21 protein-coding genes are annotated in these 23,801 nt (G+C 63.9%); 15 read left to right on the forward strand and 6 right to left on the reverse strand.

What is annotated here, in order from left to right:
• Positions 1 to 15: 15 nt before the first annotated feature.
• From ACIA76_RS07820 to ACIA76_RS07885, 14 genes are all read left to right on the forward strand, one after another.
• The gene (locus tag ACIA76_RS07820; RefSeq protein WP_397149761.1) at positions 16 to 7,887 is read left to right on the forward strand and encodes a transglycosylase SLT domain-containing protein; all 7,872 of its coding nucleotides are present in this window, start codon (positions 16 to 18) and stop codon (positions 7,885 to 7,887) included.
• A 61-nt stretch (positions 7,888 to 7,948) separates the two neighbouring features.
• On the forward strand, positions 7,949 to 8,809 hold the full coding sequence (locus tag ACIA76_RS07825) for a phage tail protein (protein WP_397149763.1): 861 nt from the start codon (positions 7,949 to 7,951) through the stop codon (positions 8,807 to 8,809).
• Entirely contained in the window at positions 8,782 to 10,443 is a 1,662-nt protein-coding gene (locus tag ACIA76_RS07830) for a phage tail protein (RefSeq protein ID WP_397149765.1), read from the forward strand. The genes ACIA76_RS07825 and ACIA76_RS07830 overlap by 28 nt, the downstream gene beginning before the upstream one ends.
• A gap of 45 nt (positions 10,444 to 10,488) precedes the next feature.
• Complete coding sequence (locus tag ACIA76_RS07835) at positions 10,489 to 10,899, forward strand: DUF2744 domain-containing protein (protein WP_397149767.1); 411 nt, start codon at positions 10,489 to 10,491, stop codon at positions 10,897 to 10,899.
• A gap of 135 nt (positions 10,900 to 11,034) precedes the next feature.
• Positions 11,035 to 11,823: an N-acetylmuramoyl-L-alanine amidase gene (locus tag ACIA76_RS07840; protein ID WP_397149769.1), complete on the forward strand. Its 789-nt coding sequence runs from the start codon at positions 11,035 to 11,037 to the stop codon at positions 11,821 to 11,823.
• 32 nt (positions 11,824 to 11,855) lie between these two features.
• Positions 11,856 to 12,056, forward strand: coding sequence for a hypothetical protein (locus ACIA76_RS07845; protein WP_397149771.1), 201 nt, complete (start codon positions 11,856 to 11,858; stop codon positions 12,054 to 12,056).
• A gap of 3 nt (positions 12,057 to 12,059) precedes the next feature.
• The gene (locus tag ACIA76_RS07850) at positions 12,060 to 12,359 is read left to right on the forward strand and encodes a hypothetical protein (protein WP_397149773.1); all 300 of its coding nucleotides are present in this window, start codon (positions 12,060 to 12,062) and stop codon (positions 12,357 to 12,359) included.
• Positions 12,360 to 12,393: 34 nt separating this feature from the next.
• Positions 12,394 to 13,047, forward strand: coding sequence for a hypothetical protein (locus ACIA76_RS07855; RefSeq protein ID WP_397149775.1), 654 nt, complete (start codon positions 12,394 to 12,396; stop codon positions 13,045 to 13,047).
• Positions 13,044 to 13,364: a hypothetical protein gene (locus ACIA76_RS07860; protein ID WP_397149777.1), complete on the forward strand. Its 321-nt coding sequence runs from the start codon at positions 13,044 to 13,046 to the stop codon at positions 13,362 to 13,364. Before ACIA76_RS07855 ends, ACIA76_RS07860 begins: the two co-directional genes overlap by 4 nt.
• Before the next feature lie 9 nt (positions 13,365 to 13,373).
• Positions 13,374 to 14,621: a hypothetical protein gene (locus ACIA76_RS07865; RefSeq protein ID WP_397149779.1), complete on the forward strand. Its 1,248-nt coding sequence runs from the start codon at positions 13,374 to 13,376 to the stop codon at positions 14,619 to 14,621.
• A gap of 19 nt (positions 14,622 to 14,640) precedes the next feature.
• On the forward strand, positions 14,641 to 15,003 hold the full coding sequence (locus ACIA76_RS07870; RefSeq protein WP_397149781.1) for a hypothetical protein: 363 nt from the start codon (positions 14,641 to 14,643) through the stop codon (positions 15,001 to 15,003).
• Entirely contained in the window at positions 15,000 to 16,037 is a 1,038-nt protein-coding gene (locus ACIA76_RS07875; RefSeq protein WP_397149783.1) for a hypothetical protein, read from the forward strand. Before ACIA76_RS07870 ends, ACIA76_RS07875 begins: the two co-directional genes overlap by 4 nt.
• 74 nt (positions 16,038 to 16,111) lie before the next feature.
• Positions 16,112 to 16,555 (forward strand): hypothetical protein, encoded by a 444-nt coding sequence (locus tag ACIA76_RS07880; RefSeq protein ID WP_397149785.1) that lies wholly within the window; start codon positions 16,112 to 16,114, stop codon positions 16,553 to 16,555.
• A 40-nt stretch (positions 16,556 to 16,595) separates the two neighbouring features.
• Positions 16,596 to 16,961, forward strand: a complete 366-nt coding sequence (locus ACIA76_RS07885) for an Lsr2 family protein (RefSeq protein ID WP_397149786.1) — start codon at positions 16,596 to 16,598, stop codon at positions 16,959 to 16,961.
• Between the two features lie 324 nt (positions 16,962 to 17,285).
• On the opposite strand, the gene ACIA76_RS07890 is transcribed toward ACIA76_RS07885, so the two are convergent.
• The 3 genes from ACIA76_RS07890 to ACIA76_RS07900 form a co-directional block, all read right to left on the reverse strand.
• Complete coding sequence (locus ACIA76_RS07890) at positions 17,286 to 17,735, reverse strand: DUF6968 family protein (protein WP_397149788.1); 450 nt, start codon at positions 17,733 to 17,735, stop codon at positions 17,286 to 17,288.
• Positions 17,736 to 17,926: 191 nt separating this feature from the next.
• Positions 17,927 to 18,298, reverse strand: a complete 372-nt coding sequence (locus ACIA76_RS07895) for a DUF732 domain-containing protein (protein WP_397149790.1) — start codon at positions 18,296 to 18,298, stop codon at positions 17,927 to 17,929.
• A 216-nt stretch (positions 18,299 to 18,514) separates the two neighbouring features.
• Positions 18,515 to 19,408, reverse strand: coding sequence for an IS982 family transposase (locus ACIA76_RS07900; RefSeq protein ID WP_397149792.1), 894 nt, complete (start codon positions 19,406 to 19,408; stop codon positions 18,515 to 18,517).
• 269 nt (positions 19,409 to 19,677) lie between these two features.
• Between ACIA76_RS07900 and ACIA76_RS07905 the strand changes: the two genes are divergently transcribed.
• Entirely contained in the window at positions 19,678 to 20,586 is a 909-nt protein-coding gene (locus ACIA76_RS07905; RefSeq protein WP_397149794.1) for an alpha/beta hydrolase family esterase, read from the forward strand.
• 168 nt (positions 20,587 to 20,754) lie between these two features.
• On the opposite strand, the gene ACIA76_RS07910 is transcribed toward ACIA76_RS07905, so the two are convergent.
• From ACIA76_RS07910 to ACIA76_RS07920, 3 genes are all read right to left on the reverse strand, one after another.
• Positions 20,755 to 21,258: a hypothetical protein gene (locus tag ACIA76_RS07910; RefSeq protein ID WP_397149796.1), complete on the reverse strand. Its 504-nt coding sequence runs from the start codon at positions 21,256 to 21,258 to the stop codon at positions 20,755 to 20,757.
• Between the two features lie 124 nt (positions 21,259 to 21,382).
• Positions 21,383 to 22,189 carry a hypothetical protein gene (locus ACIA76_RS07915; RefSeq protein WP_397149798.1) on the reverse strand — a complete coding sequence of 269 codons (807 nt, stop codon included), beginning with the start codon at positions 22,187 to 22,189 and terminating at the stop codon, positions 21,383 to 21,385.
• 498 nt (positions 22,190 to 22,687) lie between these two features.
• Positions 22,688 to 23,731, reverse strand: coding sequence for a nitronate monooxygenase (locus ACIA76_RS07920; RefSeq protein ID WP_397149800.1), 1,044 nt, complete (start codon positions 23,729 to 23,731; stop codon positions 22,688 to 22,690).
• Positions 23,732 to 23,801 lie beyond the last annotated feature (70 nt).

The raw sequence follows: 23,801 nt of genomic DNA on the forward strand, positions 1-23,801 counted from the left end.
GGATCGGGGTTAGATATGGCTACGAGCTATTCAGCGGGCGTCGCCAAAATCGTTATCCGCCCCGATCTGACCGGCTTCAAAGAGAAGCTCGAAACCGAGATCCGAGCCGCGATCGCCGGAGCAGGCCGGTCGATTCCGGTCTCCCTCGAGCTTGACGCCGCATCGGTCGCCGAGGCCCGTAAAGAGGCACGCGCTGGCGGCCCGGTCACCTTCGACGCGAAGGTCACGCTGCGAGACAGGACCGTCTCCGCGGCGCAGGCCAAAGCGCAGGGTCACGCCGGAACCATCCGCTATCGCGGCGAGGTCCGCAACGACCGCGACTCGGCAGCCCGCGCCGGACGCGAAGCCGCTCGCGACTTCGGCAACGCATACCGCCAGGAGCAGCGCCGAACCTCACACGATGCGAACCGTCGCGTCGGCTCGAATGAGGCTGCCGCGAACCGGCAGACGGACCGGTACTCTCCGCAGCGCCCGCTCAGCGACGTGGAGCAGAAGGCCGCGGCCGACTACCGCGAGGCGTCGCGTCGTCTGGACGGCTACAACCGGCGCTTCGCCGCCGCTGACCGCGCGGTGGCCACGACCGAGGCGCGCGTTGCCGCACTGATGCGGGACCGTGCCGATGACTTGAATGCGTTGTGGCGCAGGGAGACTACCCGGATCACGCGGGAGATCGACACCCTTCGTGGTGCCGGATCAGAGGACCGCGGCGTCGGCCGGTCACTGACCCGCTCCACGCGCTCGCGCCGGATCGCCGACCTTCAGCGGCAGCTCCGCGAAGACCCCACCATCGGCGAAGGTCGCGCGAGTTCGGTCGCCCTGGAGCAGCGGCTCCGGGAGGCCCGACGCCAGCTCGACGCCCGTCGTGACGTGCGCCGGACGGTAGCGGGTCGCGGCGGGCCGCTGAACGACGACCACGACGTTGCGCGCCGTACCTACACCGACCTGGTGAATGCCGGGGACCTGTCGGCGCAGATGGTCCGGGCCCGGGATCGAATCACTGCCCGGCTGAACACCTCTCGCGCCGCCCTCGCCGCTATCGTGGCCCGCAGCTCAGCGCCATCAGATCTGTACTCGGACACAGATCGCCCAGCGCTTCGCGCGGAAGCCCAGGCCCGGCGACTGCTGCGGGGACGTCTGCCGGAAGATTTACCCCTCGCGGGCGACCGGAACGCGATCTCGAACGCGACTGCTGCGGCGGCCCGCCTGGAATCGGCGGAGCGGACGCTATGGCGGACGCGGGAGGGTCTGCGAAACGCTACGGCGGCTGTCAGCACGGCCGAAAAGGCGCATGAAGACCTCCGGGCCAGCGGCGAAACCGATGTCGTGAAGGTGACGCGAGCCCGGGAGCGTGTCACTCGCGCACGGACCGTGGAGCGGTTCGCGCACAACGACTACTCCGACGCGGATGTTCTGAAGGCTCATGCCGCGCAGCGGTTCGAGCGTGCTCAGAGTTCGCTGGTGCGGCGTATCGAAATGCCCCGGCTGCACCGCGCCTCGGATTGGATCGACGCGACCGCGGTGAAGGCCGCTGAGGCGCTGAGCGAGAAGCTGTTGTTCGCCGGTCGGATGCTGTCGTCGGTCACTACCATCGCGGCCAGCGCAGGTGCGGCCCTGGCTGCTATCGGTGCGGTGAACCTGGTGCCGGTCATCGCGTCGCTCACCCGGATGGGTGCGGCTTTGGCCGTCGTCCCGGCGCTGGCGGGGGCCGCAGCAGCGGCGGTCGGCACGATCGCTGTCGGTGTCGTCGGGTTGAAGGACGCGCTGAAAGCGGAATCGGAGCTTCGTCACCAGGCCACGTCGCAGGCACAGGCACAGGCCGACAAGGTCGCCGACGCGCAGCGCCGAGTGCGTGACTCTGATCGGGCCGTCAGTGACGCGGTGCGCGATGCCGCGATCACTCGCTCCGACGGTGCGGACAGGATCGTCGCCGCGGAGAAGCGGGTGCAGGACAGCCAGCGCACGGCCGCGCAGGCGCAAAAGGATTTATCATCCGCGCGCCGCGACGCGGTGGACAAGATCAACGACTACAACCGTGCTCTCAAGGGCATTCCGCTCTCGGAGCACCAGGCCCAGACCCGCCTTTTGCGCGCCCAGGCGACGCTCGCGAATCTGTGGAAGAACAAGGACGCGACGTGGCTGGACTACCGCGAGGCGATGGACGCGGTCGAGGCGGCCCGGCAGGACTGGGACAACACGATCGCGGCGAACCAGCGGCTCCAGCGCGACGCCCTCGAGGCCAACGCGAAAGGCGTCGAAGGCGACGACGCCGTGGTCCGGTCGAAACAGCAAGTCGTGGACGCGATCGGCACCGTCCGCGAGGCCGAGCGCGACCGCGGCAAGACGGTCCGCGATGTCGCTGTCGCTACCGCGAACGCCGAGAACGCGGTCACGAAAGCCCTGGAAGCGCAACAGGATGCGCTGCGCGAGCAGCAGAAAGCGTTCCAATCCGACGCGCAACAGAACTACCTCGATGCGCTGAACAAACTGAGCCCGAACGCCCGCGCGTTCGTCGAGCAACTGCACTCGATGGACGGCACTCTCACCGACCTGCGAAAGCACGTGCAGGACAACCTGTTCGAGGGGCTCGCGGGCGACATGGCGCGGCTGGGCGGAACGATCCTGCCGCTCGTCCGATCCGGCCTGGGCGGTATCGCCACCGGCATCAACGAGGGCGTGCGGTCGTCGGTGCGTTCGCTGGCGACCGAGGTCGGCCAACTGAACCTGAAGACGTTCCTCGACGAATCCGCGCGCGCCGCAACGCGACTGGGGGATTCGTTCGCTCCGGCGACTCGGTCGTTGCTGACCCTGGCGAGCACGGGCGGGGCGTTCCTGCCGCAACTGGCCGGTGCGGTCGCCGACTGGGCCACCACGTTCGACAACCGTGTGGCCGCGCTGCGCGCGTCCGGCGAGCTGGCGACGGCGATCGAGCGCGGCCTGGCCAAGGCCGGTCAGGTCGGCACGATCTTGAAGGACTCGCTCGGTGTCGTCACCGACATCTTCAAAGCCATCACCAGCAGTGGCGACGACATGCTGACCCGGTTCGAAACCCGACTGACGCGGTTGCGCGCGAAGTTGCAGAGCGCGGTGGGCCAGGAGAATATCCGCGACTTCTTCGGCGACGTGAGCGCCGAGTGGACCAAATGGTCGACGTTCATCGGCAACGCGGTCTCGCTGCTCAAGAGCACGCTGTACCCGGCTGTCCAGGGCACGTACGGGGTTCTGTTTTCGTTCGCGACCACTTTGTTGCAGGCGCTGACCACGCTCGACAAGTACACGCCGGTCGTGAAGGGCCTCGTTACGTCTCTGCTCGCCTTGAAGGTGATCGGCTCGTTGAGTTCGATGTTCGAACGCTGGGGCACGAGCATGCAGAACTTCGCGCAGGGGCGCGGGCTGGAGGGGAGCCGTTCGGCGGTTGGCGCGATCGGTACCGCGATGTCGAGGTGGAGCGGATACATCGCGGGGGCCACTCTCGCGGTCGGCTTGTTCTCGAGCAAGGTGGGTGAGCTGAGCGAGAAGCTCACCTCGATCGAGCATGTGCAGGCGAAGTGGTCGAACTACGGTATCGAGTTCCGGCAGGGAATCACGGACTCGCTGCTGAATTCCGGTGGCATCGTTGATGATTCGGTGCGCGGGAAGATCGGCAGTCAGTTCCAATCGTTCCTCGGCGACTTCCAAACCCTCAAGGACGCGCAGGTCGGCTCGTGGAGGGACCAGGTATCCGCTTCGCTGAAGGATGCGTTCACGACCGGATCGCACAGCGAGACCTGGGACAAGCTGGCCAACGGCATGAACCAAAACGCTTGGGGCAGTGAGGCACTCAATGCCTGGAAACAGCTCAACGTGCCGATTAAAGCCGTCCAGGACGCGGTTGCTGGCACGAATGAGCAGTTCAACGCATTCAAGCAGTACACCCGCGATGTAGCAGGCGAGAACTCTGGCTACTTCATCCCCGTCCTGGATTCGCTGCGTGGGCAGCTCATCAAGGCCCAGGATGCTGCGTCCAAGACGGCTGAGGTGTACGACAAGATCCGTGACCGCGCGGTCGGCGCGGCGGATGCTGTTGAGGCGCTGCGTAACTCGTTCAAACGGCAACAGGCCGACGCGCTCGCGCTGGAGAACTCCGAGTCCGCCGCGTACGCCGGGCTCGACACATTACGGGATCTGCTGAAGGGCAACGGGTCCACGGGCAAACTGAACCTCAGCAACCTCGTCGACAGCAGTGACGGATCGCTCGATACGCACATCGAGGCCGCCCGGACCCTGTCCAAGCTGCTGCAAGACCTCGCGGTGGACTACAAGGGCGTCGCAGCAGCGGAGTACACGTCGGTCTACAACCAGACCCGCGACGCGGACCAGGCACAGCAGGCGCAACGCAAGAAGATCACCGAACTTCGCGACTCCCTGGTCAACATGCTCAAAGACACGCTGCCGCAAGACCAGATCGACGGCGTCTTGAGCCGTTACGGGTTGATGCTCGATCAGCTGGCCGACGCGCCAGCAATCAAACCCAAGGTCGACACCTCCAACCTCGATGTGGCGATCGAGAAGACCAAGCAAATCCTCACCCAGCTCGACCCCAACTCGGGGTTCGCACCCATCTTCAAAGCCGCACTGACCGACCAGGAACGGCAGAAGGCTGGCCGCGACGGCAACCAGAACCCCTACGGTGTCACCCTGTCCGACCAGGACCGCCGCTATATCTCGCAGCTGAGCACAGACCTGGCTCCCCCGGACAAGACATCGCCTGCCTACTACGACACCACCTCGGCTGCCTACTACAAGGCGCTGGCGAAAGACAAGGGCATCGATGAGGTCCTGAAGGCCCGTGCCGACGTGCTGGACAAGATGTCCCAGTTCGGCGGGAATTTCAACGCGATGACCCTCGCGCAGTTGCAGGGCACCAATGTCGCGCTGGGACTGGGCGCTGACGACCTCCGTTATCTCGACCTGGACAACATCCACAATCAGCCTGCACCGCAGCAGCTTCCCTCCAACGCTGCGCCGCCGAGCAGCCAGTCATCCGGCCAGCAGGGCACGCAGCCGGGGCCGCAACCCCAGGGCGGGCAGCCGCCGTCCGGCCAGCCAGGCACGCAGCAGCCTCCGGCACAATCGGCCGGCAACCCGCCCAAGCCTGCCGACCTGCCGAAACCGACTGCTGCCCCGCAGGTTCCGGACTTCGCCCCAGCGTCGGCGACATTCACGACGTTCGCCGACGATGTACAGAAGGGCTGGAAAGACAAGCTCGATCCGGCGCTGTCGGATATGGCGACCAAGGCCGCGACGGTCGGTCAGGCGGTCGTGGACGCGAAGAACGTTGCGACGCCCGCATTCGACGACCTGGTGAAACTGTTCACCGACCGCATTTCCGGCGAACGGGGACTGTTGCCCGAGTGGGGCAAGCTGAAGACCACCATCGACGCTGATGTCACCACGATCACTGGCGACTATTGGGCGAAGCGGCTGGTCGATGCGCTGACCATGCTGGGCACGAACTTCGGCTCCGGAGTGGCGGGTGTGTCGGCGCAATGGGCGGGCATGAAGAAGGCCATCGCCGAGCCGCTGGACTACATCTTCGGGCAGGTGTTCGGTGTCGCGTTGAAGAACGCCTGGGCGCAGCTGCGTGTGATCCTGCCGAATCTGCCGGAGTGGAAGGCCGAGTTCCCGCGGTTCGGCTACGCGAGCGGCGGTATCCACGGCGTGATGTCCGGGTACTCGCCGGGCGTTGATGATCGGGTGATCGCGGTCGGCGGGGGCGAAGCGATCATGCGTCCGGAGTGGACGCGGGCCGTGGGTGCCGACTATGTCGACGGCGCCAACGCGGCGGCCCGGCGTGGCGGCATCGGCGGCGTCCGCTCCTACCTGGACGGCGCGTACGCCACGGGCGGCATCGTCGCCACCGACGATCCGATCTCGGCTGTGCAGAGGTCGTTGTGGGATGCGGTGCGTACCGCTTTCCCGGGCGCGACCTTGACCTCCGCGACCCGCACCTATCAGACCGAAGGCCACGCCGACTATCACAATGCTGGCAAGGCGATCGATCTGGGCGGGCCGATGGACCAGATCGCCCGCTGGATCTACACCCGATATCCGCAGAGCACGGAGCTGATCCACTGGCCGCTCAACGGGTGGAAAAACCTCAAGAACGGTGCGGCGCTCGACTACGGCAGCGCCACCAATGAGGGACACCGCGACCATGTGCACTGGGCCAATGGGGGGCCGATCCTGAGTGACGGTCGAATGATCTCGACGGCGACCGGCGGCCTCGGCGATGTCGTGGCCGATGTGCAGGATCAGATCACCGCGCTGCTCGTGACCCCGATGCAGCAGGCCCTGTCGGGTACGCCGGACTTCGGCACGTCAGCGCTCGGTGGCGCGTTGCCGACGGATCTGGGCAAGACGGTCAGTGACGCGGCGGTGGCGGCTGTGCAGCAGTTGGCGAGCGCCGCTGGGTTCGGAAACGTCAGCGGCACAGCAGGTGTCGAGCAGTGGCGTCCACTGGTGGAGAAGATCCTCCGCGAGAAGGGCCAGCCGCTCTCGGAGGCCAACCGAGTGCTCATACAGATGAGCAGCGAGTCCAGCGGCAATCCCCGCGCGATCAACCTCTCAGATATCAATGCCCGCAACGGAATCCCCTCCAAAGGCTTGATGCAGGTCATCGATCCGACGTTCCGCACCTATGCGGATCGCGGCTACGACCAGGATATTTGGGACCCGGAGAGCAACATCCGCGCCAGCCTCAACTACGCGCTCGCCCGCTACGGCAGCCTGGCCGCCGCCTATCAGGGTCGCGGCTATGACAGCGGCGGGTGGCTACCTGATGGCGGCTTCGGGTGGAACAAGTCCGGCGAGCCCGAGCCGGTGTTCACGGGTGACCAGTGGCGCAACATCCAATCCTTGATCGGCAGCATCAGTGATCTCGTGGGAATCATTGCGCCGCAGAACGTTGCGGCACTGCCCGTGTCGATCGCCGACGCATCGGCGAAATTCCTCGAGAAGCTGAAGGCGTTGCTGTCGGCGGTGTTCGGCAAGCCGAACAGAGACACCGCGAGCCACGGGGCTGCAGGCGCGACCGCGCCGGGCACGGCAACACCGGTCACCGGCGATGGCACCGAGGACACCGACGGTGTGGGCTCGGGCATCGACCACAGCGTGATCACGCCGGGTGATACGATCGGTCAAGCTGCGCCGGTACCGGGCACGGAGCAGAGTCTGCTGCCGACCGAGAACCCCAATGTCGGGGAAGACCTCCTGCGTGATGCCCTGTCGGATCTGCTCTCGCCCGAGCAGCTCGACGCGATGTTCCCGTCGACCGCACCGAAAGTGCCGGTGCCACAGGCTGACTGGACGCCAGCAGCAGCCACGCCCGCGGCCCCTGCGCCGCAGACGACTCCCACACCGGACGCAACCCCCGCGGCCACCCCGGACGCGTCGACAGTCATGCCCGAGTTGCCCACGCCGACACCGCCGGACCCGGCCTCGCTGGGGCTTGCTGCCCCACAGGAGCCTCAACCGGAGACCGTGCGGACCGGTGTCGTGAGGGCGATGCCGAGCGTGTCGACGACCGGTGCCGCCACAGCGTCGGCGAACGCGGCGAAGTACGCGAGCCTCACCCCGAACGCTGTGGGCAAGAAGCTCGTGCACATGGGCCTCGGGTTCGTGGACGGCAATGTCCGTCAGTTCCTGTCGGATGTCGGCCTGCCGGGCGGCGGCGCACTGGGCAATGCCCTGGACCAGGCGATGGCCTACAAGAAATCGAAGGATCAGCAGTCCTACGCCGAAAAGCAAGCCGCGGCTGCGGGGGCTGTCCACTACCACGTCGCCGATATTGACGAGGCGATGCGCAAGGAAACGATTCGTCGCTGGCAACAGACCCTCGGGTTCAAGTAGCCAGCCCGCAACAAACAACTGAATAACAACTTAATAGAGGAAAGCCATGTCACGAGCAATCGTGGAGCTGGAAGGCTGCGACGGCAGCTGGTTCCGCATCGCCGGGCCGCGAATGGGCGAGCAGGGCGTCTGGCTGGGTACTGATGTCCAAGGCATTTACGACGCCCCGGTCAAGACGCTGTACCAGGCCCATTCCACGCAAATAGGTAGCGATTATCAGGCGACGCGGTGGTTGAGCCGTGACGTGGTTTTCGGCGTCCACATCGGCAATACAGCGTCGCGGCCGTGGCAGGAAAACGACTCGGCGTGGCGAAAAGCGTGGAGCTACAGCAAGGAATCGAAGCTGTGGATCACCACCGAGGATTCCACGCGATTCCTGCGGCTGCGTATGTCGGAGCAGCCACAGTTCCACCCCGAGCATGACCCGCATCTGACGAAGATCGAAAAGGTCGTCATGACGTGCGTGGCGTCGACGCCGTGGTGGTTCGAATCCGACGCCACCGACACATTCGTTTCCAGCGGCACGAGCGACAGCGGATTCGTCACGGTCGCCAACCCGACCGACCAAGAAATCTGGCTGAAATGGGTATGCCAGGGGCCGGGCCGCTGGGTGCTTCCCGACTTCTCATTCAGCGATGACCGGTTCCGCCGGGGAACGCTCGACGCAAACCGCCGGATCTCGCTCCCGAAACAAAACGAGAGTCAAACGTTCCTCGTCGATACCGACCCATTCGAGGAGCAATTACGCGACCCATCGGGCACGCAGGTGTGGAGCCTCATGAACGGCGTCACCTTCCTGTACCCGGTGCCCGCGTGGACGCCACCGACAAAGGTACCGGTGTCGGTTTCCGAGTCAGCCGCCGGTGCCGGAATTCAGGTGCGCGCCCCCCGCACATGGTCACGACCGTGGGGACTGCAATGAGCGTCTCAACGATCGATTTCGACGCCGCATTCGCGGATCTCATGGCGGCTCGAGATAGGGAACGACGGGCCCGATTGACACCTCCCCTGGTGCGTTTCTGGGACGGAAACTGGGATCTCCGTGGACGCGTAGAACGCATCATCACCGCGAACGTTGTCGAGAAGAACAATGAAACCGGAACCGCAGTGTTCACACTCCCTCTCGACTACTACATCAGTGAATGGATCATCGATTTCGAAAATCGCACCGAGGTAATCCACTGCACCGTCGACAAGGACGGAGTGAGGTGGAGCGGCCGAATGGAAGAGTTCGCCGTCGTCAAGATGGAAGACGGCTCAGACCATTTACGAATCGCATTCAAACATGATTACGAAGAACTGAAGAAGCTGATCGTATTCCCAAATCCGTTCCTCATGCCGGAGGTGCAATTTCCCCGATTATGGCTCGCGTTCGGAACCGCTCGATTCGCCTGTAAGTTAACTGCACTTCTTAATATCATGCGAGTCGAAGGGCATTTCTGGCAGATGCCAGACGATCCGCTAGACGCAGCTCAGTGGCCTATCGGCGGACCCAGCACATGGTGGATGGTCGTCAAGCCCGATGCAATAGGTAACGACCGATCACCGCTGGCTCTGGTCCATTCTCGGATGAAATCCGTGCATGAGGCGACTAAATCGATATGCGAGGATGCGCAATTGACATGGACGTTCCGCCGCTTTTTGAAGGGTGAGGACGAACCGCCTTGGCCGGGGGCGAACCTCCGCCACGGATGCCTTGTGATCGATTTGGAAGACAAGGGGAATCGGTTCGGCGAAACCAGTATGGGTGGTGATTTGTTCGGTGGTCTGATCCGGCAGAAGACCACGGTCGGCAACGACGGCATGACCGAGGGCGTCGACATTATCAAGGACCCCGATTTCCCCGCCGAATACAGTGATCCGAACTGGCAGGGAACCATGCCGCGCGCTCCCTGGGTGACTTATCGGGACGGTGTTCATACCGCGATTGCGGCATCCGAATTCTCCATGAAGCCGGCAACGGCTGTACAGATTGTCGCGGGCGGCCACAGCATGCCGTTTGTCAACGAAATCATCAGTCAAACGATCCAACTGGTAGGCGACCTTACCGCAATGATTCCCTTCGTGCCGCCGCTTGGCGGTGTGGCGGACGCAGTTTTGAAACCGCTCTATTCCGATACGCTGTTGGCTTTTGGTGCGACCAAGGTTCCCGGGCGCGCGGCCAGGCTCGGCCGGAACCATTACAGGGAGCAATTCCAGGATGGCGCAGACCGGGCTTACACCCTCGGCTATATCCTTGCGCAACGGCTAGGAGCCTTCACCACCGAGCGGAAAATCGGTCACGAACTCACGGTGGTCGACGCGCCCTACAAGATCGGCCAGCGGGGGCTCGGCCATTTTTATATCGGCGATCGGGTCGGTACGACTGTCCGCGGTATGCAGATCGGAAAGATCTTTGTCGATCAGGTTACCGAGGTAGGTTTGGAATGGAGCCGGGAGAAAGCGGCGACGTGGAAGATCACGCTCGGCCACCGCGAGCCCACGGACCCGGTTATCCAGGCCTTCAAGAAACTTCAGGACATGCTCGGCGCGCTACACGAACTGGGAATGCTGTAGAAGCACGACGGTCACACAACTGAATAACAACTGAATAGGTGAACCATGTCACAAGAGACCGCGGAGCCCGGGATCGAGGCGTCGGCTAAGACGGCCGAAATCGAGGCATTAAAGGACACGTTCCGAAACGTGCCGGGACTGGCTGGCGCTCCGATGATTATGGCACCAGCATTGGCTGAAACGTTCGCGACCCACCAGCACGAGCTAGGAGTGCGGGTTCATCCGGATCTGGCGGTAAAGAAGTTCATCGCACCATTCCGAGGTCCGCGCGACGCATTCAACCCGAGTGGCGACTACGGAGCCATCGACACCCCGGCGACACCGATTCCCGTGCTCCCCAACATGCGGGAATATACCCCGCACGAGTTGGAAGTCATCGTCGGACAGCTCCGGGACATGGGCGTCGTCAACGATCCGGAACCGCCACGGGATGTCGCTCACGTGGTAACCGACTAATCATCTTTCGCAACCGGAAAACCTCGTCGACAATCGTAGTCAGATCCGTCGCCGACTCCCGAGCGACGTGGAAACAACTGAATAGCAATGGGGTTTGCCGTGGGTTGGTCTGGTGATCCGGTGTGGCTGGCGGACGTGCTGCGCGCCGACGGTTTGAACGTAATCGAACATGACGGCTGGCGAGATCGCGGCCACGGCGACTTCCGGGACCTGCGGGGCGTCATCTGTCACCACACCGCAGGCGGCGGCACGAGCGATTGGAAGATCGTCCAATACGGCCGCCCCGATCTGGAAGGGCCTCTCGCGCAGTTGGTGCTGGAGCGTGATGGCACGTTCCGTGTGATCGCGGCGGGTGTCTGCTGGCACGCCGGGCGCGGCTCCTGGTCGGACTGGCCGACCAACAATGCGAATTACCACAGCGTGGGCATCGAGGCCGTCTCACGTGGTGATGGCTCGGACTGGACCCCCGCGCAGCTCGACGCCTACCGCCGTGGTGTGGCCGCGATCCTGCGCCGGATCGGCCGCGGTGCCGACGACTGCGCCGGGCACAGGGAGTACAGCTCCGAAGGAAAGATCGATCCCGCCGGGATCGACATGGACCGATTCCGGGCGGATGTTCAGGCGATCATCGACCGGCGACCGACAACTGAAGATGGGAACGACATGGGTAGCTGTGATGGCTGGGGCGCGCAGGTCGTGAACCTCACCGGGGACCGGGTGTCGCGCGAAGACATCCTCCGCTACACCGATCTGCACGTCGCGCAGATCCTGGACCAGCTCGGCGGCCCCGGTGCCGCGCGTGGCGGAGACTTCCGCGGTTGGCCGCAGCTGGGCAACCGCACCGTCGTGGATGCCCTGGCGGCGATCGGCGAGAAGCTCGGTGTCGAAGGCTGCTACGACCCGAAGACCCGCAAGGCCGCGTAATCGCGTGGCGCACAACTGAATAGAGGAGAGCCATGCTTACTTTCACTCCGGAAGTCCGCTCCTACGTCTACAAGATCGTGATTGCTGTGTTGCCCCTGTTGGCTGCGCTGCATGTGATCACCTCCGACTATGTGGACCCGATCCTCACCGTCGCCGAGGCCGTCCTGGGCGTCGGTGCCGTCACCGTCGCGGTGTCGAACGTGAGTTACGGACCCAAGGACAGTAGGGGATAACCGTTGCTGCCCGCGATCCTGGCGACCGTCGCCACCTGCCTCTCGGCTATCGCGGTCGCCTTGATCACTTATTTCGGATCGAGGGTGCCGACCCTGGAGAGCCAGCGCTCCGACTTCAGCGCGATATTGCAGCCGCTGCGCGACGAGATCCGTGACCTCCGTGACAGGGTCGGCCACCTCGAGGCCGAACTACGGGTCAGCGACCGCAAATACCGGCTGCTCATCGAGTACACCAGGCGACTGCTGAGGCTGTGCCCCGAGCCGATTCCCGCCGCGCCGCAAGACATTGCGGACGACCTGTGATCGTCGAGGATTTCCTGAATAGGAGTCGGTGCCGATGACGATGCCGAATCAGAAGCCGCCGTCCGGTGCATTCGTCATCGGCAGCCGCTTCGGCCAAGACATCACCGAGCAGTCCGCCCGAGCGACCATGACCAACGGCGTCAAGGTCAGCTTCGGCAACAGCCAGAATGCCCATCACACCCAGTACAACGAGAAGATCGATAGCAACTATCAGATAGCCATGGCCGCGAAAGGTTCTGCGGACCAGGCGGTCTCGCAGTCGTCGGGGGCGGCGAACAAGGCGGCTGCCGCAGAGTCGACGGCGGCTAGCGCCTCGGCACGCGCGAGTTACTGGGAGACGGAGTTCGTCGTGGCCAGCGCCGCCGTGGTCTTGGGCGTGAACGAGCTTCTGATCGGTCCGGTGCAGAACGTCCCCGGCGGCCTGACTCGGACGGCGACCGACATGCACGTCGCGCTGCTCTCTCAGCCGAACGGGATGACATTCGAGCTGAAGAAGTGGGACGCCGATGGGCTCAACGCATCCGTACTCGGAACCTACGTCCTGCCTGCGAATACGACACGAGCCAACTGGCCGAACCTTGGATTCGTCATGAACTCGCGTGAACGCGTCTTCGTCAACGTCACCAACGTGACCGGCACGGTAGCGCCAATTGTGTTGCAGGTCTTGCTGTTTGGAAAGATGGAATGAGATACTTCGAAACCCGTTTCGGTGGCGGCGTCGGCCTGGAAGAGGTCCGGCTGGAGCCATATCAGGAAGCCCTGTGGTCCAGCGCATTCGGCGTCGAAACCCTGGATGTGCTGTTCGATCAACAGACGCCTGCCAGGGCCATCGCCACACTCGACGCGGCGATCGGCAAGTTCAACCACGACCCCGATTCGCTACGACACTTGCTGTCTCCCGGCGACCATCGCGGACTGGTCGGCAACCGACGCGTGCTCGAGCAGATGCGGGAGACCTTGGCCAACCACCCGGACGCGTCAATCAGTGGCGTGATCGAGCGCTGAGCCGAGACCATGAGTTTCCTCATCCGCCGCAACGTTCCCCGCGCCTGGGCGGGCTGGCGCGACAACTTCAACCGGCCCGCCGGACCGATCACACCTCCCTGGGTGCACCTCGGAGACGGCACCCCCGCCATCATCACCGCTGACCCTTTCCTCAAGATCCCCGCCAACCCCTGGTCGACAAACGGCGGTGGCGAGTCATACCAGTGGCAGCCCTTCACCCCGAACTTCGGGCTCGAACTGGACGTCTGGTACCCCGTGGAGGGATTGGCCGGCCAGACCTTCGCCGCCTACTTCACCAACTCCTGGAGCATGATCGGCGCGGACTGGAGAAACGTCGTCGGTGTGCGATTCCTCCATCAGCCAGCGTCAGGACCCGACAAGATCATCGTCAATGAGTTCGAAAACCTGTGGACGGTCAAAAACGTTCGGGCTCAATGGAACAGCCCTGTGGGCGGCTTCTACGGCCAGTGGGTGACGTTGAGGGTATGGGTTGAGAACGACGAGTGGGTCAGAGCATGGTTGAACGACATCTACCTCGGGTCGGTGATGATCTCGCCAGACTTCAAACTCGGACCGGACCGCAGATGCGTCCGATTCTTCACCGCCTGCCTATGCGACGTGTATATCCGATCCCTCAATCACTACGACAGACCCGCCTCGGTCCCGCCGAAAAACGTATGGGCCAACCAGATCTTCGCCGATGACTTCGAGCGCACGGACGGTGCGGTCGGGAATGGGTGGACCCAGATCGGCACCAACAACGGCATCGTGAACGGCGCGTGGTCGTTGATCGCCGCAGCCGACGGCGGTCAAGGATTGATCAGAGATACCGGGATTTCCACCGGGCGAGTTCGGGTGGAAGCAACCGTGGGCCAGAACCCAGATGCGGGCGGCGACGCGGAGTCCGGTCTGGTGCTGTGCTCGAACGCGGCGGGAACACAGGGACTGTCCGCCAACATCTTCCAAGGCCACATCCACGTGGCGCAATACTCGTCGTCACTGGGCGACAACCCGCCGACGATGACCGATCGAGACGGCAACGGCATCGCAGTCCAGGCCGGAGACACGATCGCCTTCAGCGTCTACAACTCACTCGCGTGGATCGAGATCAACGGAGTCCCGAAGTTGTACATCGGAGACGCGAACGGCGTTGTCCCGAAAACGAACACCTATGCCGGGCTGCGCATCAGGTGCAACAAGGGGAAGCCCAGCAACCCATGGAACGACGTGCGGATCTTCACCGGCCTCGGTAGCTAGACCAAAAGGACAACTGAATATGGCAGGACGAAAAGCGACAGAAGAGAATCTGGACCTCATCGTCGGCGATGACTTCGAATGGCACTACGACTGGAAGCCGGGCGGTCCCGACAGTCCGGCACAACCGTTCCCGGCAGACGCAAAGTTGTTCTACCGCTTCATGAATGGACCCGGTAGCGATTGGGCTGGCGGGACCACGTGGGAGTACGTCATCGTCAGTTCGCGCGCTTCCATCAAGATCGAGTCGGAGATCGCGGACGCCATGCCCGTCCGAACTCCCTACCGCCTCACTTACCAGAACACAACCACGACGCCGGTAACCGACAAGACCCTTGCAGTGGGCATCGTCGCCCGACAGCAGCCACCCGGGAGCCGGAAATGACAGATCTCATCGGCTCCGGCCCCGACGTGCCACACCTCGGCAACTACACCCCACCCCAGGGCGGCATCCTCATCCCCTCCCCAGGACCGACCGGACCCCCAGGGCCGCAAGGCGGCCAAGGACTCCCCGGCCCGCAAGGCGACAACCTCCGCATCGACGGACATGTACCCACCTACGCGGACCTCCCGCCGTCCGCCCCCGAGGGCGCGGTCTGGCTCGCGGCCGGGAAGCTGTACCGCCGCGGCGGGAGCGCATGGCCCGCCGAAAGTCGCGGTGCCCCGTTCCAAGGACCCGCCGGACCCGTGGGCCAGCGCGGCGAACAGGGCATCCAGGGTATCCAGGGCGTGAAAGGTGAGCCAGGACCGTCAGATTGGGCCAACCTGACCAACAAGCCGAGCACCTTCCCGCCAGCGTCGCACACCCATCCGATCTCGGAAGTCGCAAACCTTCAAACGGCCCTGGACAGTAAGGAATCGATCACGGCCAAGGGTGTGGCTCGCGGCTATGCGCCGCTGGATGACACCGGGCTGGTCCCGTCCGTGCATCTACCGTCGTACGTTGATTCCGTCAAGGAATATCCCAACCTTGCCGCTTTCCCGGCCACGGGGGCAACCGGCAAAATCTACGTGGCCGACGACACGGGAAAGATCTACCGTTGGGGCGAATCTCAATATTTCGAGATTTCTCCCAGCCCGGGCTCTACCGATGCGGTCCCGGAGGGGGCGTCGAATCGCTACTACACCGATGCCCGGGTACAGGCCAAGGTCAATTCTATGGTTGGAACTACCGCCGGGTTCCTGACGGCGGGTAACGATTCCCGGCTGACCGATCAACGCACGCCGATGGATGGGTCGGTGACGAACACGAAGATTCCTGCCGGTGCCAACATTGATCTAGCCAAACTCGCGACCGGGTATGTGAAGGGCACCGACAAGAACGGAGCCCGAACGCTCACTACCTGGGTCGGTAGTGAATCAGAATACGCTGCCATCTCACCCAAGGACGCGAACACTCTCTACTTCAGGACGGCGTGATGTCTGGTGTGAGTCTCGGCACTCTCGGCCTTCCTCGGGTTTCACTCGGCGTTACGCCTATCCAGAAGATCAGCATGGGAACCAACCTGGTCTGGTCCGCCGTGGCCCCAATGGGCATGAACATGGGCACCGGGGCCGACGCCGGGGTCATGGATTCGAACACCACAAAGAAATTCAGCGGGTGGGTTGTTCGGTCCGAATTCCCCGACACCAAGATCGTTGACGATGGACTCGTGGCCAACGGCGCGGCATCAGTGACAATCAACTGGAAGGTGACGCTGGCCGACCCGTGGGGCAGCTCGACAGACCTCCAGCTCAAGATCATGAAGAACGGCACCATCCAGCTAGGTTCAGCGGTGTTGATCAGATGGCAGCAGACCACGGCGACATTCCCCGGGATCTCCACCTCTCTAGTTAGCGGCGACCGGTTGGAACTTTACTACACAACGCCGTTCGCTACATCCCGCACTGCCCTAGCAGGAGCGACTAACACCTTCCTGTACTACACGATCCCGTAACTTCTTGCCTAATCCCAGGTCGCTGCGTACTCTCCGATTTATGGCGAAAAGGACCACCGTTGAGACGTACGATGATCTCACAGGCGAGAAGATCGACGCGACTATCGTTCCGGACCCGACTATCACCTTCATGCTTGATGGCGCGGAATACGAAATCGACCTCGGTGCAAAGAACCGCGACAAGTTCCTCACCCTCCTCGACCCGTACACCAAGGCCGCACGGAAGGCTGGCGGCCGTCGCGGCGAGCGTAGGATCGGCAAGCCTTCCAACGGCCGGGCGGGCTTGCCTCGGGAGCAGCTGGGCGCTATGCGCGATTGGGCCAAAAAGCGCGGGTACAAGGTCAGCGAACGAGGCCGCATCTCGCAAGAGGTTCAAGATGCCTTCCACGCGGCCGGAGGCAAATAACCCCAGATATCCATTTTCGGTCAAAACGGGAGCACCAGACGAGTATCGGGTGCGAGGCCGTGAAACTCGGGAAAGAAACGCGGCCCCGCACCCTCAGCATTCTACAGACCGCGCCGTGGATAGATCGCGGCTACTGTCGGATGGGGCTCAAGGTGCCCGCGTCAGCTCGGCCGAAACATCGAGCCACGGCAGCGCACCCAGTCCCGCCCCTAGAGACTCCTCGGCGGCCACCGGCCGGAAGCTCTGCAAGAAGCGCGAGGAGACGGCCACGGGCTAAACCCGCGACCGTCTCTTCACTGACCGGGGCGCTTCCTGCGAGCCCGACTACTCGTCGTCAGCAGCTCCTTTATTCCTGAAATGGTCTTCCATATTCCTATAGAGAGCAGCTGTCTTCGCGGTCATTTCGGCAGCAACATCTGCACCGAAAGCATCGGCAAGCTGCTGTTCGGTCGCTCGCGGGATGAGGACACTGCCGTCGGCCTGAGTAACCGGCATCAACGTATTCTCAACGCCGTCGCAGGTCAGGCGAAGACCCGAGCGACTTAGCTGATCGCCCGCCATGCGTAAGGCGGTGATCAACGCGTCCATGGAGTCCACGCCCGGCGCCCAGAGCACGAGCGGTTCTGGGCGCATCCCAGTGATCCGCATGCCGCACATCCAGGCGGGTCTGTCCTCGACTGGCATTCGACGCGGTGCCCCCACCTCGACCGACACCGGCCCTCGTTCGCTACCCAGCTCGCGAGTCGCGATGACCTGGCCGATGTCCCTGCCCATACCCAGATTCGTCAATTCAAGTTTCCGCCATTCTCGCTGGTCATGGCGCGAATAGGAGTCGGTCTCGCGATACCGTCAATCCCGGACGTTGTGGCGATTTCTGCAATACCCGCCGCAAGGGCCGATGAACGGATCACTAAAGGTGAGTTCCGCAGTATGAGTCACGCGTTCCGTCAATGGCAAAAAGGGGATTACGCTGGGACTTTCGCCTGGTTATCCTGGCACAGATGCTTCACCGCCGCACGAACGTACATCCTCGCGCCGCTCTCGGTGAGCATGTGCGTCCAAGACGAAACAAGGCTGTCGAACGAGATCCCTTTATCAAGATCACGACAAATCTCGCCGCCGCGATGAACGGCGAGTAGGCGATCGTCGTAAACCAGCGGTGCAGACTGCTGCTCCAACGTTGTGAGATACGCAATCGCGGCGGTCTGATTGTCCTTGAGAAAGTAAATGCGATTGCCTGGCTTGCTTGCCGACGAGACATACGCGGCGGTGGTCTGTGGTGCGCTCGTAGTCGGCGCGGCCTGCGGTGTGCTGTCGGTCGCAGAGCAGCCTGCCAACGCGACCAATGCTACCGAAACGACAACCGTTCTAAGGCATCTCACGGCTTCGGAGCCTACGTAAAGAGATCGCAAAGCGGGAGTCCCTCGGCGTGAACCGTCAGTGAATCACCCGCACCACAGGAGAATCCAGTAGCGGCGGTGGTCGTCCACCTCGCCTTGGGTGCCCTCGAACGTGCAGTGTGGACAGCCTAGACGAGTAAGTCCGAAGCCTGGTCAGTGATCGTAGGCGATCAGTGACCGGGTGACTGGTGCGTCGATGGTGTGGTTGTGCCAGATCGCGGCGGCCATCGCCAGCACGCGCTGGGCGACACGGATCGCGACGCCTTGGAAGCAGCGTCCGCCGTGGTCTTCCAGGTCGAGCTGGCCTTTGAGAGTGTCGTTGACCGACTCGATCAGCTGGCGCACCTTCTTCAGCAGCGGCTCGCCGTAACGGGCCTTCTCGCCCTTGCGCGACGGGCGCAGCATGGTGATCCCGTACTCGCCCACCAGCGTCTCGAACTCGCGGCCCGCGAAACCCTTGTCGCAGATCAACAGGATGCCGTCGTGTTCGCCAGCCACGGCCGCGTCGACCTCAAGCATGGCCGAAAGGACCTCGCGCTCACCGATTTTCGGGTCGGCCAGCGCCCACAGGATCGGCATTCCCGCCGGAGTGCACACCAGATACAGTTTCAGTCCCCAGTAAAACCGTGAGTGCGACGCGCAGTAGCCGTAGCCGGCCCACCCGGCCAGCTCCGACCGCTTCACTGTGGGACGGGACATGCCACACGGCACTGGGGTGGAGTCCACGATCCAGCAGTCATCGAGCCAGAAATCACTCGACCGTGCCAGCATTCGGATGACCCGCTTGACCAGCCCGAGCCCGGCCCGCAGGCGCTTGTTGTAGCCGGACTGCTGCGGCAGATACGGGAACATCCCGGTCAAATGCTTGTGGGCATACCGCAGCCAGTGTGCCTCGGAGGTGAACCCCAGCAGCGACTGCGCCACCGCCAGGCACACCAGCTCCGAATCGGTCAGCACCGGCGGACGGCCGGTCCACCGCGGTCCGGTCAACTCGTCATCGATCTTCACGTACAGTGCCGTCAGGAGGGCGTCCAGATCATTCGTCACACAATGATCTTCGGCGTCCTCCGCCCATGTCCGGGCATCACTGGGACTGTCCAGTCTCATTGAGGCTGAGGCAGTCTCATCGATCTGAGGTAACGGCGCGTCTGTCTTATTTGATGTGGGACGGCAGCTCGAGTCAGGTGATCAGGAGTCTCCGGACGTAGCTCGGTACTGAAGCCGAGTCGGTAGTATTCACAGCAGATAACGCTCCACCGTGTCAACGCATGGTGCCTCGCTTGCGACCGGAGCGTGGGGGACGAAGGGGAGAGCCCATGCTGGTGAACGACCGCTTGATGGAAGGCGAATTGCGGATCGGCGGGCGGCGGCGCAGCTTCACTGTGCGCCTGCCACGTGACCGACCGGCCGGGGGCGAGGTGCCGCTGGTGCTCGCGCTGCACGGCCGGGGCGGCACCGGACAGGCGATGCGACGAACGACCACCCTCGATGCCCGAGCCGACGACTGGGGCGTTGCCATCGCCTACCCGGATGGTTACCGACGCACCTGGGCAGACGCCCGTCGCACCACGAACCCGGGCATCGAAGCCGGGCACGATGTCGAGTTTCTCCGCGCCTTGATCGACTGGTCGGCCGCGCAGCACGGCACCGCGCGGGACCGGACGATCGTGGCCGGAATGTCGGCCGGCGCATTCATGGGACACCGGCTGGCGGTAGAGGCGAGCGATCAGGTGGCCGTGCTGGGGGCTGTCGCTGGTGCAATGCCGGACGCAGTGCGCGAACTCAAGCCGAGCCACGCGGTGTCCGTGTTGCTGATCAACGGCACCGAAGACAAACTTGTGCCGTTAGGCGGGCGCCGCTATTCCCGCCGCAGGTTCAACGGCCGACAGCGCACGCTAGAGCTGCTATCGCAACAGGACACCGCGCAATACTGGCAAACCATGAACCGTTGCGGACCCGATCCCGGTCCCGCAACCACGACCCCTGCGGGCCCGGATCGACCCGAGGGGCTGGCAGTGAGTCGGCAGAGCTTCACCGGCGGCATCGGGGGAACGCAGGTGTCGACCTGGACGGTGCACGGAGGGGGCCACAGCTGGCCCGGCGGCACACCGCCCAAATTCCATCTACTCCCCATCGGACCCATCGCGCAGAGTTTCGATGCAGCCGACGAGATCTGCCGCTTCGCGCTGCCCCTGCTCGGTCCAGCCTCGACTCGGCGACTCTGACCAATCGAATCGGGCATCGGCGAACGCGCAGATGGGACGGAACCTGATGCCTCACAATCAGTAAGACTGCCTCAGCCCCAATGAGACCGGACAGGGACTTCGGACTTACTCGTCTAGTGGTGCCAACGCGTAGGCTCCTATCTACCGAACCCGTCGTCCGGGGAGGTATCAACTCGGCCAGAACAGGGATGGCCCAATCATTCTCACAGCTCCTGAGATATCGATGAGTCGCGCCGCTGGCCAGCTGTGGCTGACGATCGTGCTGTCCGGAGACCGCCACCCGGCGTCCAGCTTCTGCCACACCAAGCCGAGGAAGTCCCATACCGCCGTAACGACCGGGAGTCGGTCCAGCATCAGCGGATCGCTCGTGTGGATCGCTTCTCCGGCTTGAACGAACGCCAGCATCCTCCGTCGTGCATCTTGTAGATAGGCGGTCGGCAAGATGTAGCTGCGGTCCACGGGCTCCTTCTCCCCCGTGTAGCGCCCGCGTGTCCAGTGGACCCCGATAACGTCCTTCGACGGTCCGTGCGGTTCCGACTCCCAGCCCGAGGGCCACTCCAGCTTCGCGTTGGCCCGCAGCACGGTGCCGATCGCCTGCTGACCTGGAGGCTCGTATGCGTCGCGCCGATAGATGACCTCCTGGCCCATCGTGAACCTGACGCTCGCTGTCATGTACGCCTCCCGCCAACCTGCCGCCAACTGTATTGCCACTTCGTCGCCTATGCGTCGCAGACGGACGGCCGGAAACCCCAGCATCGTATTCAGTTGTGGCGCTGGTTTTTCCGGCCGGGCGCAGCTAAGCGGCGTATGCCTCCGCAAGCTTGGTGATTTCGCGCTCCCGGCTGGCTTCCACCGCCGCCTCGCGAGTCCACGTGGACAGCAGCGCGGATACGAAGCCGTGCAGGGCCACCGAGACGGCCATGAGCGCGGGTACGGAGCCGAACTGGACGGACGCCAGCAGGTCACCGGCGAGGGCGTGGGGGAGAACGTTCAACGCTACGGCCGCGACGAGCAACAGGCCCTCGATGATGGCGAACGGCTTGCGGTTGAACGACCGCCCGAGGCGCATGCCAAGGGAGGCAACGACCATGGTCACGACGATCGGCACAGACACCATTGCCTCCATGCCGAAGGCGAGCCAGGCGAGTGGGTCAGCGGCCCCGTCGGTCGCGACCGTCCGCTGAATGTTGAGGGCCGAGATACCGATGCCGACAGCAACCATGCCGTACAGCGCATAGTCGATGCGGGCGGAGATCTTCTTCGTCAGGGCGACCTTGCCGTGCGGGTTGGTGATGCGCTTCTCGTCAGCGACGGCCTTCGCCTGCCAGCGCTGCACGTCGGCGTCCGCGTGGGCGATCTGGGCCTTGGTCTTGCTGGCGTCCTTTGCCGCCTTGGCGGCAGTCTTGGCCGTAGCGGTCGCGATGGAAAGCTCACGCGCGCAAAGCTCCTCGGCGAGCGTGATGCGCCGGTCTGCAAGGTTCGCGGCAGCCTGGCTGAGTCGGGCAGATGTCTTGGCGTCAGCGTCATCGTTGATGCGCTTCACCAGGTCGGCGATGGACGCCGGGGCGTCGGCGAGCAGGGACGGCTGTGACATGATGGTCATGCCGGGAAGCTCCATTCTTCTCGGTACCTGCCCTTCGCTGGATGGCCGTCCGGCGAAGGGCTTTTGTGTCTGGTTGTGGCGCACCGTGTCTGAGTGGATGAGCCTCAGCTGTGCGTCAGTGAGTGTGTCCCGCCAAGAGGTTGTTCGTCAAGATTCGCTATCTCGGCCATCGCGGCATTTGCGCAGGTAGGGCGATAGCCAAAGGCTGTCTGATGGCGATTATGCAAGCTTCGATGCGGCACGGCGACGCGGTACCGCAACCTTCTGGTTATTGATGGGTCCAACTCGTTTCCGGGACTCATTGCCTGCCGGAGTTTCCCAATTTTTCCCAAACCCTGGGTCTCGGCGGATCGGGACCCAGGGTGCGGACTCTCGTGCTTCGGCGCCCTCAGGCATATCGCCTGTTCAGAGGTGCAATCTTGTGGTATGGCAGCGGCTACGTCCCTCCATGTACGACCGTTTTGGCTTGGAAGGGAAGTTTCTAAACGACAAACGTTGTCAACAAGGCTGGATTCGCACCGAGAGTGCCTGCTTCAGAGCGGATTTCGCGGCCTCGGACAGCATGCGCACCAGCTCGCCCGCGGGCGCCTCGACCGCGAGCGTATGGGTCTGACCGGCCCAGAGGTTCACCGCGTCGGCGTTACCCGATTCGCGCGCGGCCTTGCGCAACGGACTGGTGGCGTAATGGATTTCGGGATAGGCGACGGGGGCGTCGGGGTGATCGAGGATGAACTGGTTGCGCAGTCCGCGCGCCCGGCGCCCGCTGAAGGCGCGGGTCAGCATGGTCGGGGTCTCGATGGGCAGGGCGTCGCGATGCAGGGCCGCGGTACCCGCCTCAGGGCAGCGCAGGAATGCGGTGCCCAATTGGACGGCCGCCGCGCCCGCGGTCAGCGCCGCCGCGATACCCGCGCCGGTGCCGATGCCGCCGGTCGCGACGATCGGGCGATCGGTGTCGGCGGTGAGCAGCTGTAACAGTGCGAGCACCGAGAGCGGATCGGCCGCATCGTCTTCGGCGCGGTCCACGAAACTCGCCCGATGCCCGCCGGCCTCGGCGCCCTGGGCGACCAGTACATCGGCGCCGGCCTCGATCGCGATGCGCGCCTCGGGCACCGAGGTGACCGTCACCCACACCTCCGAACCGGCCGCGCGCAGGAGCGCGATCCGCTCTGCCGACGGGCAGCCGAAGGTGAACGAGACCACCGGCACCGGATTGGCGGTGAGGCGGTCCAGTTTGGCGTCCCACTCGTCGTCGTCGAATCTCGGCTCGCCGAGCGGGAACCGCCGGCCCACCCGCTCGAGGTAGGCGGCGAAGCGGTCCGGCGCACTCGGCGCACCGGGCGCGAAGAGGTTGACGCCGAACGGCGCGGCGGTCAGCTGGCGCACCCGCGCGATGCGCTCGGCGCTGTCGGCGGCGCTCAGATATCCGGTGGCGAGGAAGCCGAGGCCGCCGGCCTCGGAGACCGCCGCCGCGAGTCCGGGGGTGGAGGGTCCGCCGGCCATGGGTGCCAGCACGATCGGAGTCCGTAGCTCGTCGAGGATCACCACATCAGTTTGACCCGTGCGATACCGGATGGGTCGGTGTGATCCCCGTCTCGAGCTGCGCGTTCTGTGC

The sequence above is a fragment of the Nocardia sp. NPDC051570 genome, from assembly GCF_044454005.1.
Lineage (GTDB): Bacteria > Actinomycetota > Actinomycetes > Mycobacteriales > Mycobacteriaceae > Nocardia.

Coding starts and splice junctions, on each gene's coding strand:
- ACIA76_RS07870 (WP_397149781.1), top strand. CDS start 14,641: ATGGCAGGACGAAAAGCGACAGAAGAGAATCTGGACCTCATCGTCGGC.
- ACIA76_RS07905 (WP_397149794.1), top strand. CDS start 19,678: ATGCTGGTGAACGACCGCTTGATGGAAGGCGAATTGCGGATCGGCGGG.
- ACIA76_RS07830 (WP_397149765.1), top strand. CDS start 8,782: ATGGTCACGACCGTGGGGACTGCAATGAGCGTCTCAACGATCGATTTC.
- ACIA76_RS07915 (WP_397149798.1), bottom strand. CDS start 22,189: ATGACCATCATGTCACAGCCGTCCCTGCTCGCCGACGCCCCGGCGTCC.
- ACIA76_RS07910 (WP_397149796.1), bottom strand. CDS start 21,258: ATGACAGCGAGCGTCAGGTTCACGATGGGCCAGGAGGTCATCTATCGG.
- ACIA76_RS07835 (WP_397149767.1), top strand. CDS start 10,489: ATGTCACAAGAGACCGCGGAGCCCGGGATCGAGGCGTCGGCTAAGACG.
- ACIA76_RS07865 (WP_397149779.1), top strand. CDS start 13,374: ATGAGTTTCCTCATCCGCCGCAACGTTCCCCGCGCCTGGGCGGGCTGG.
- ACIA76_RS07880 (WP_397149785.1), top strand. CDS start 16,112: ATGGGAACCAACCTGGTCTGGTCCGCCGTGGCCCCAATGGGCATGAAC.
- ACIA76_RS07845 (WP_397149771.1), top strand. CDS start 11,856: ATGCTTACTTTCACTCCGGAAGTCCGCTCCTACGTCTACAAGATCGTG.
- ACIA76_RS07875 (WP_397149783.1), top strand. CDS start 15,000: ATGACAGATCTCATCGGCTCCGGCCCCGACGTGCCACACCTCGGCAAC.
- ACIA76_RS07860 (WP_397149777.1), top strand. CDS start 13,044: ATGAGATACTTCGAAACCCGTTTCGGTGGCGGCGTCGGCCTGGAAGAG.
- ACIA76_RS07890 (WP_397149788.1), bottom strand. CDS start 17,735: ATGGGCAGGGACATCGGCCAGGTCATCGCGACTCGCGAGCTGGGTAGC.
- ACIA76_RS07885 (WP_397149786.1), top strand. CDS start 16,596: ATGGCGAAAAGGACCACCGTTGAGACGTACGATGATCTCACAGGCGAG.
- ACIA76_RS07855 (WP_397149775.1), top strand. CDS start 12,394: ATGACGATGCCGAATCAGAAGCCGCCGTCCGGTGCATTCGTCATCGGC.
- ACIA76_RS07820 (WP_397149761.1), top strand. CDS start 16: ATGGCTACGAGCTATTCAGCGGGCGTCGCCAAAATCGTTATCCGCCCC.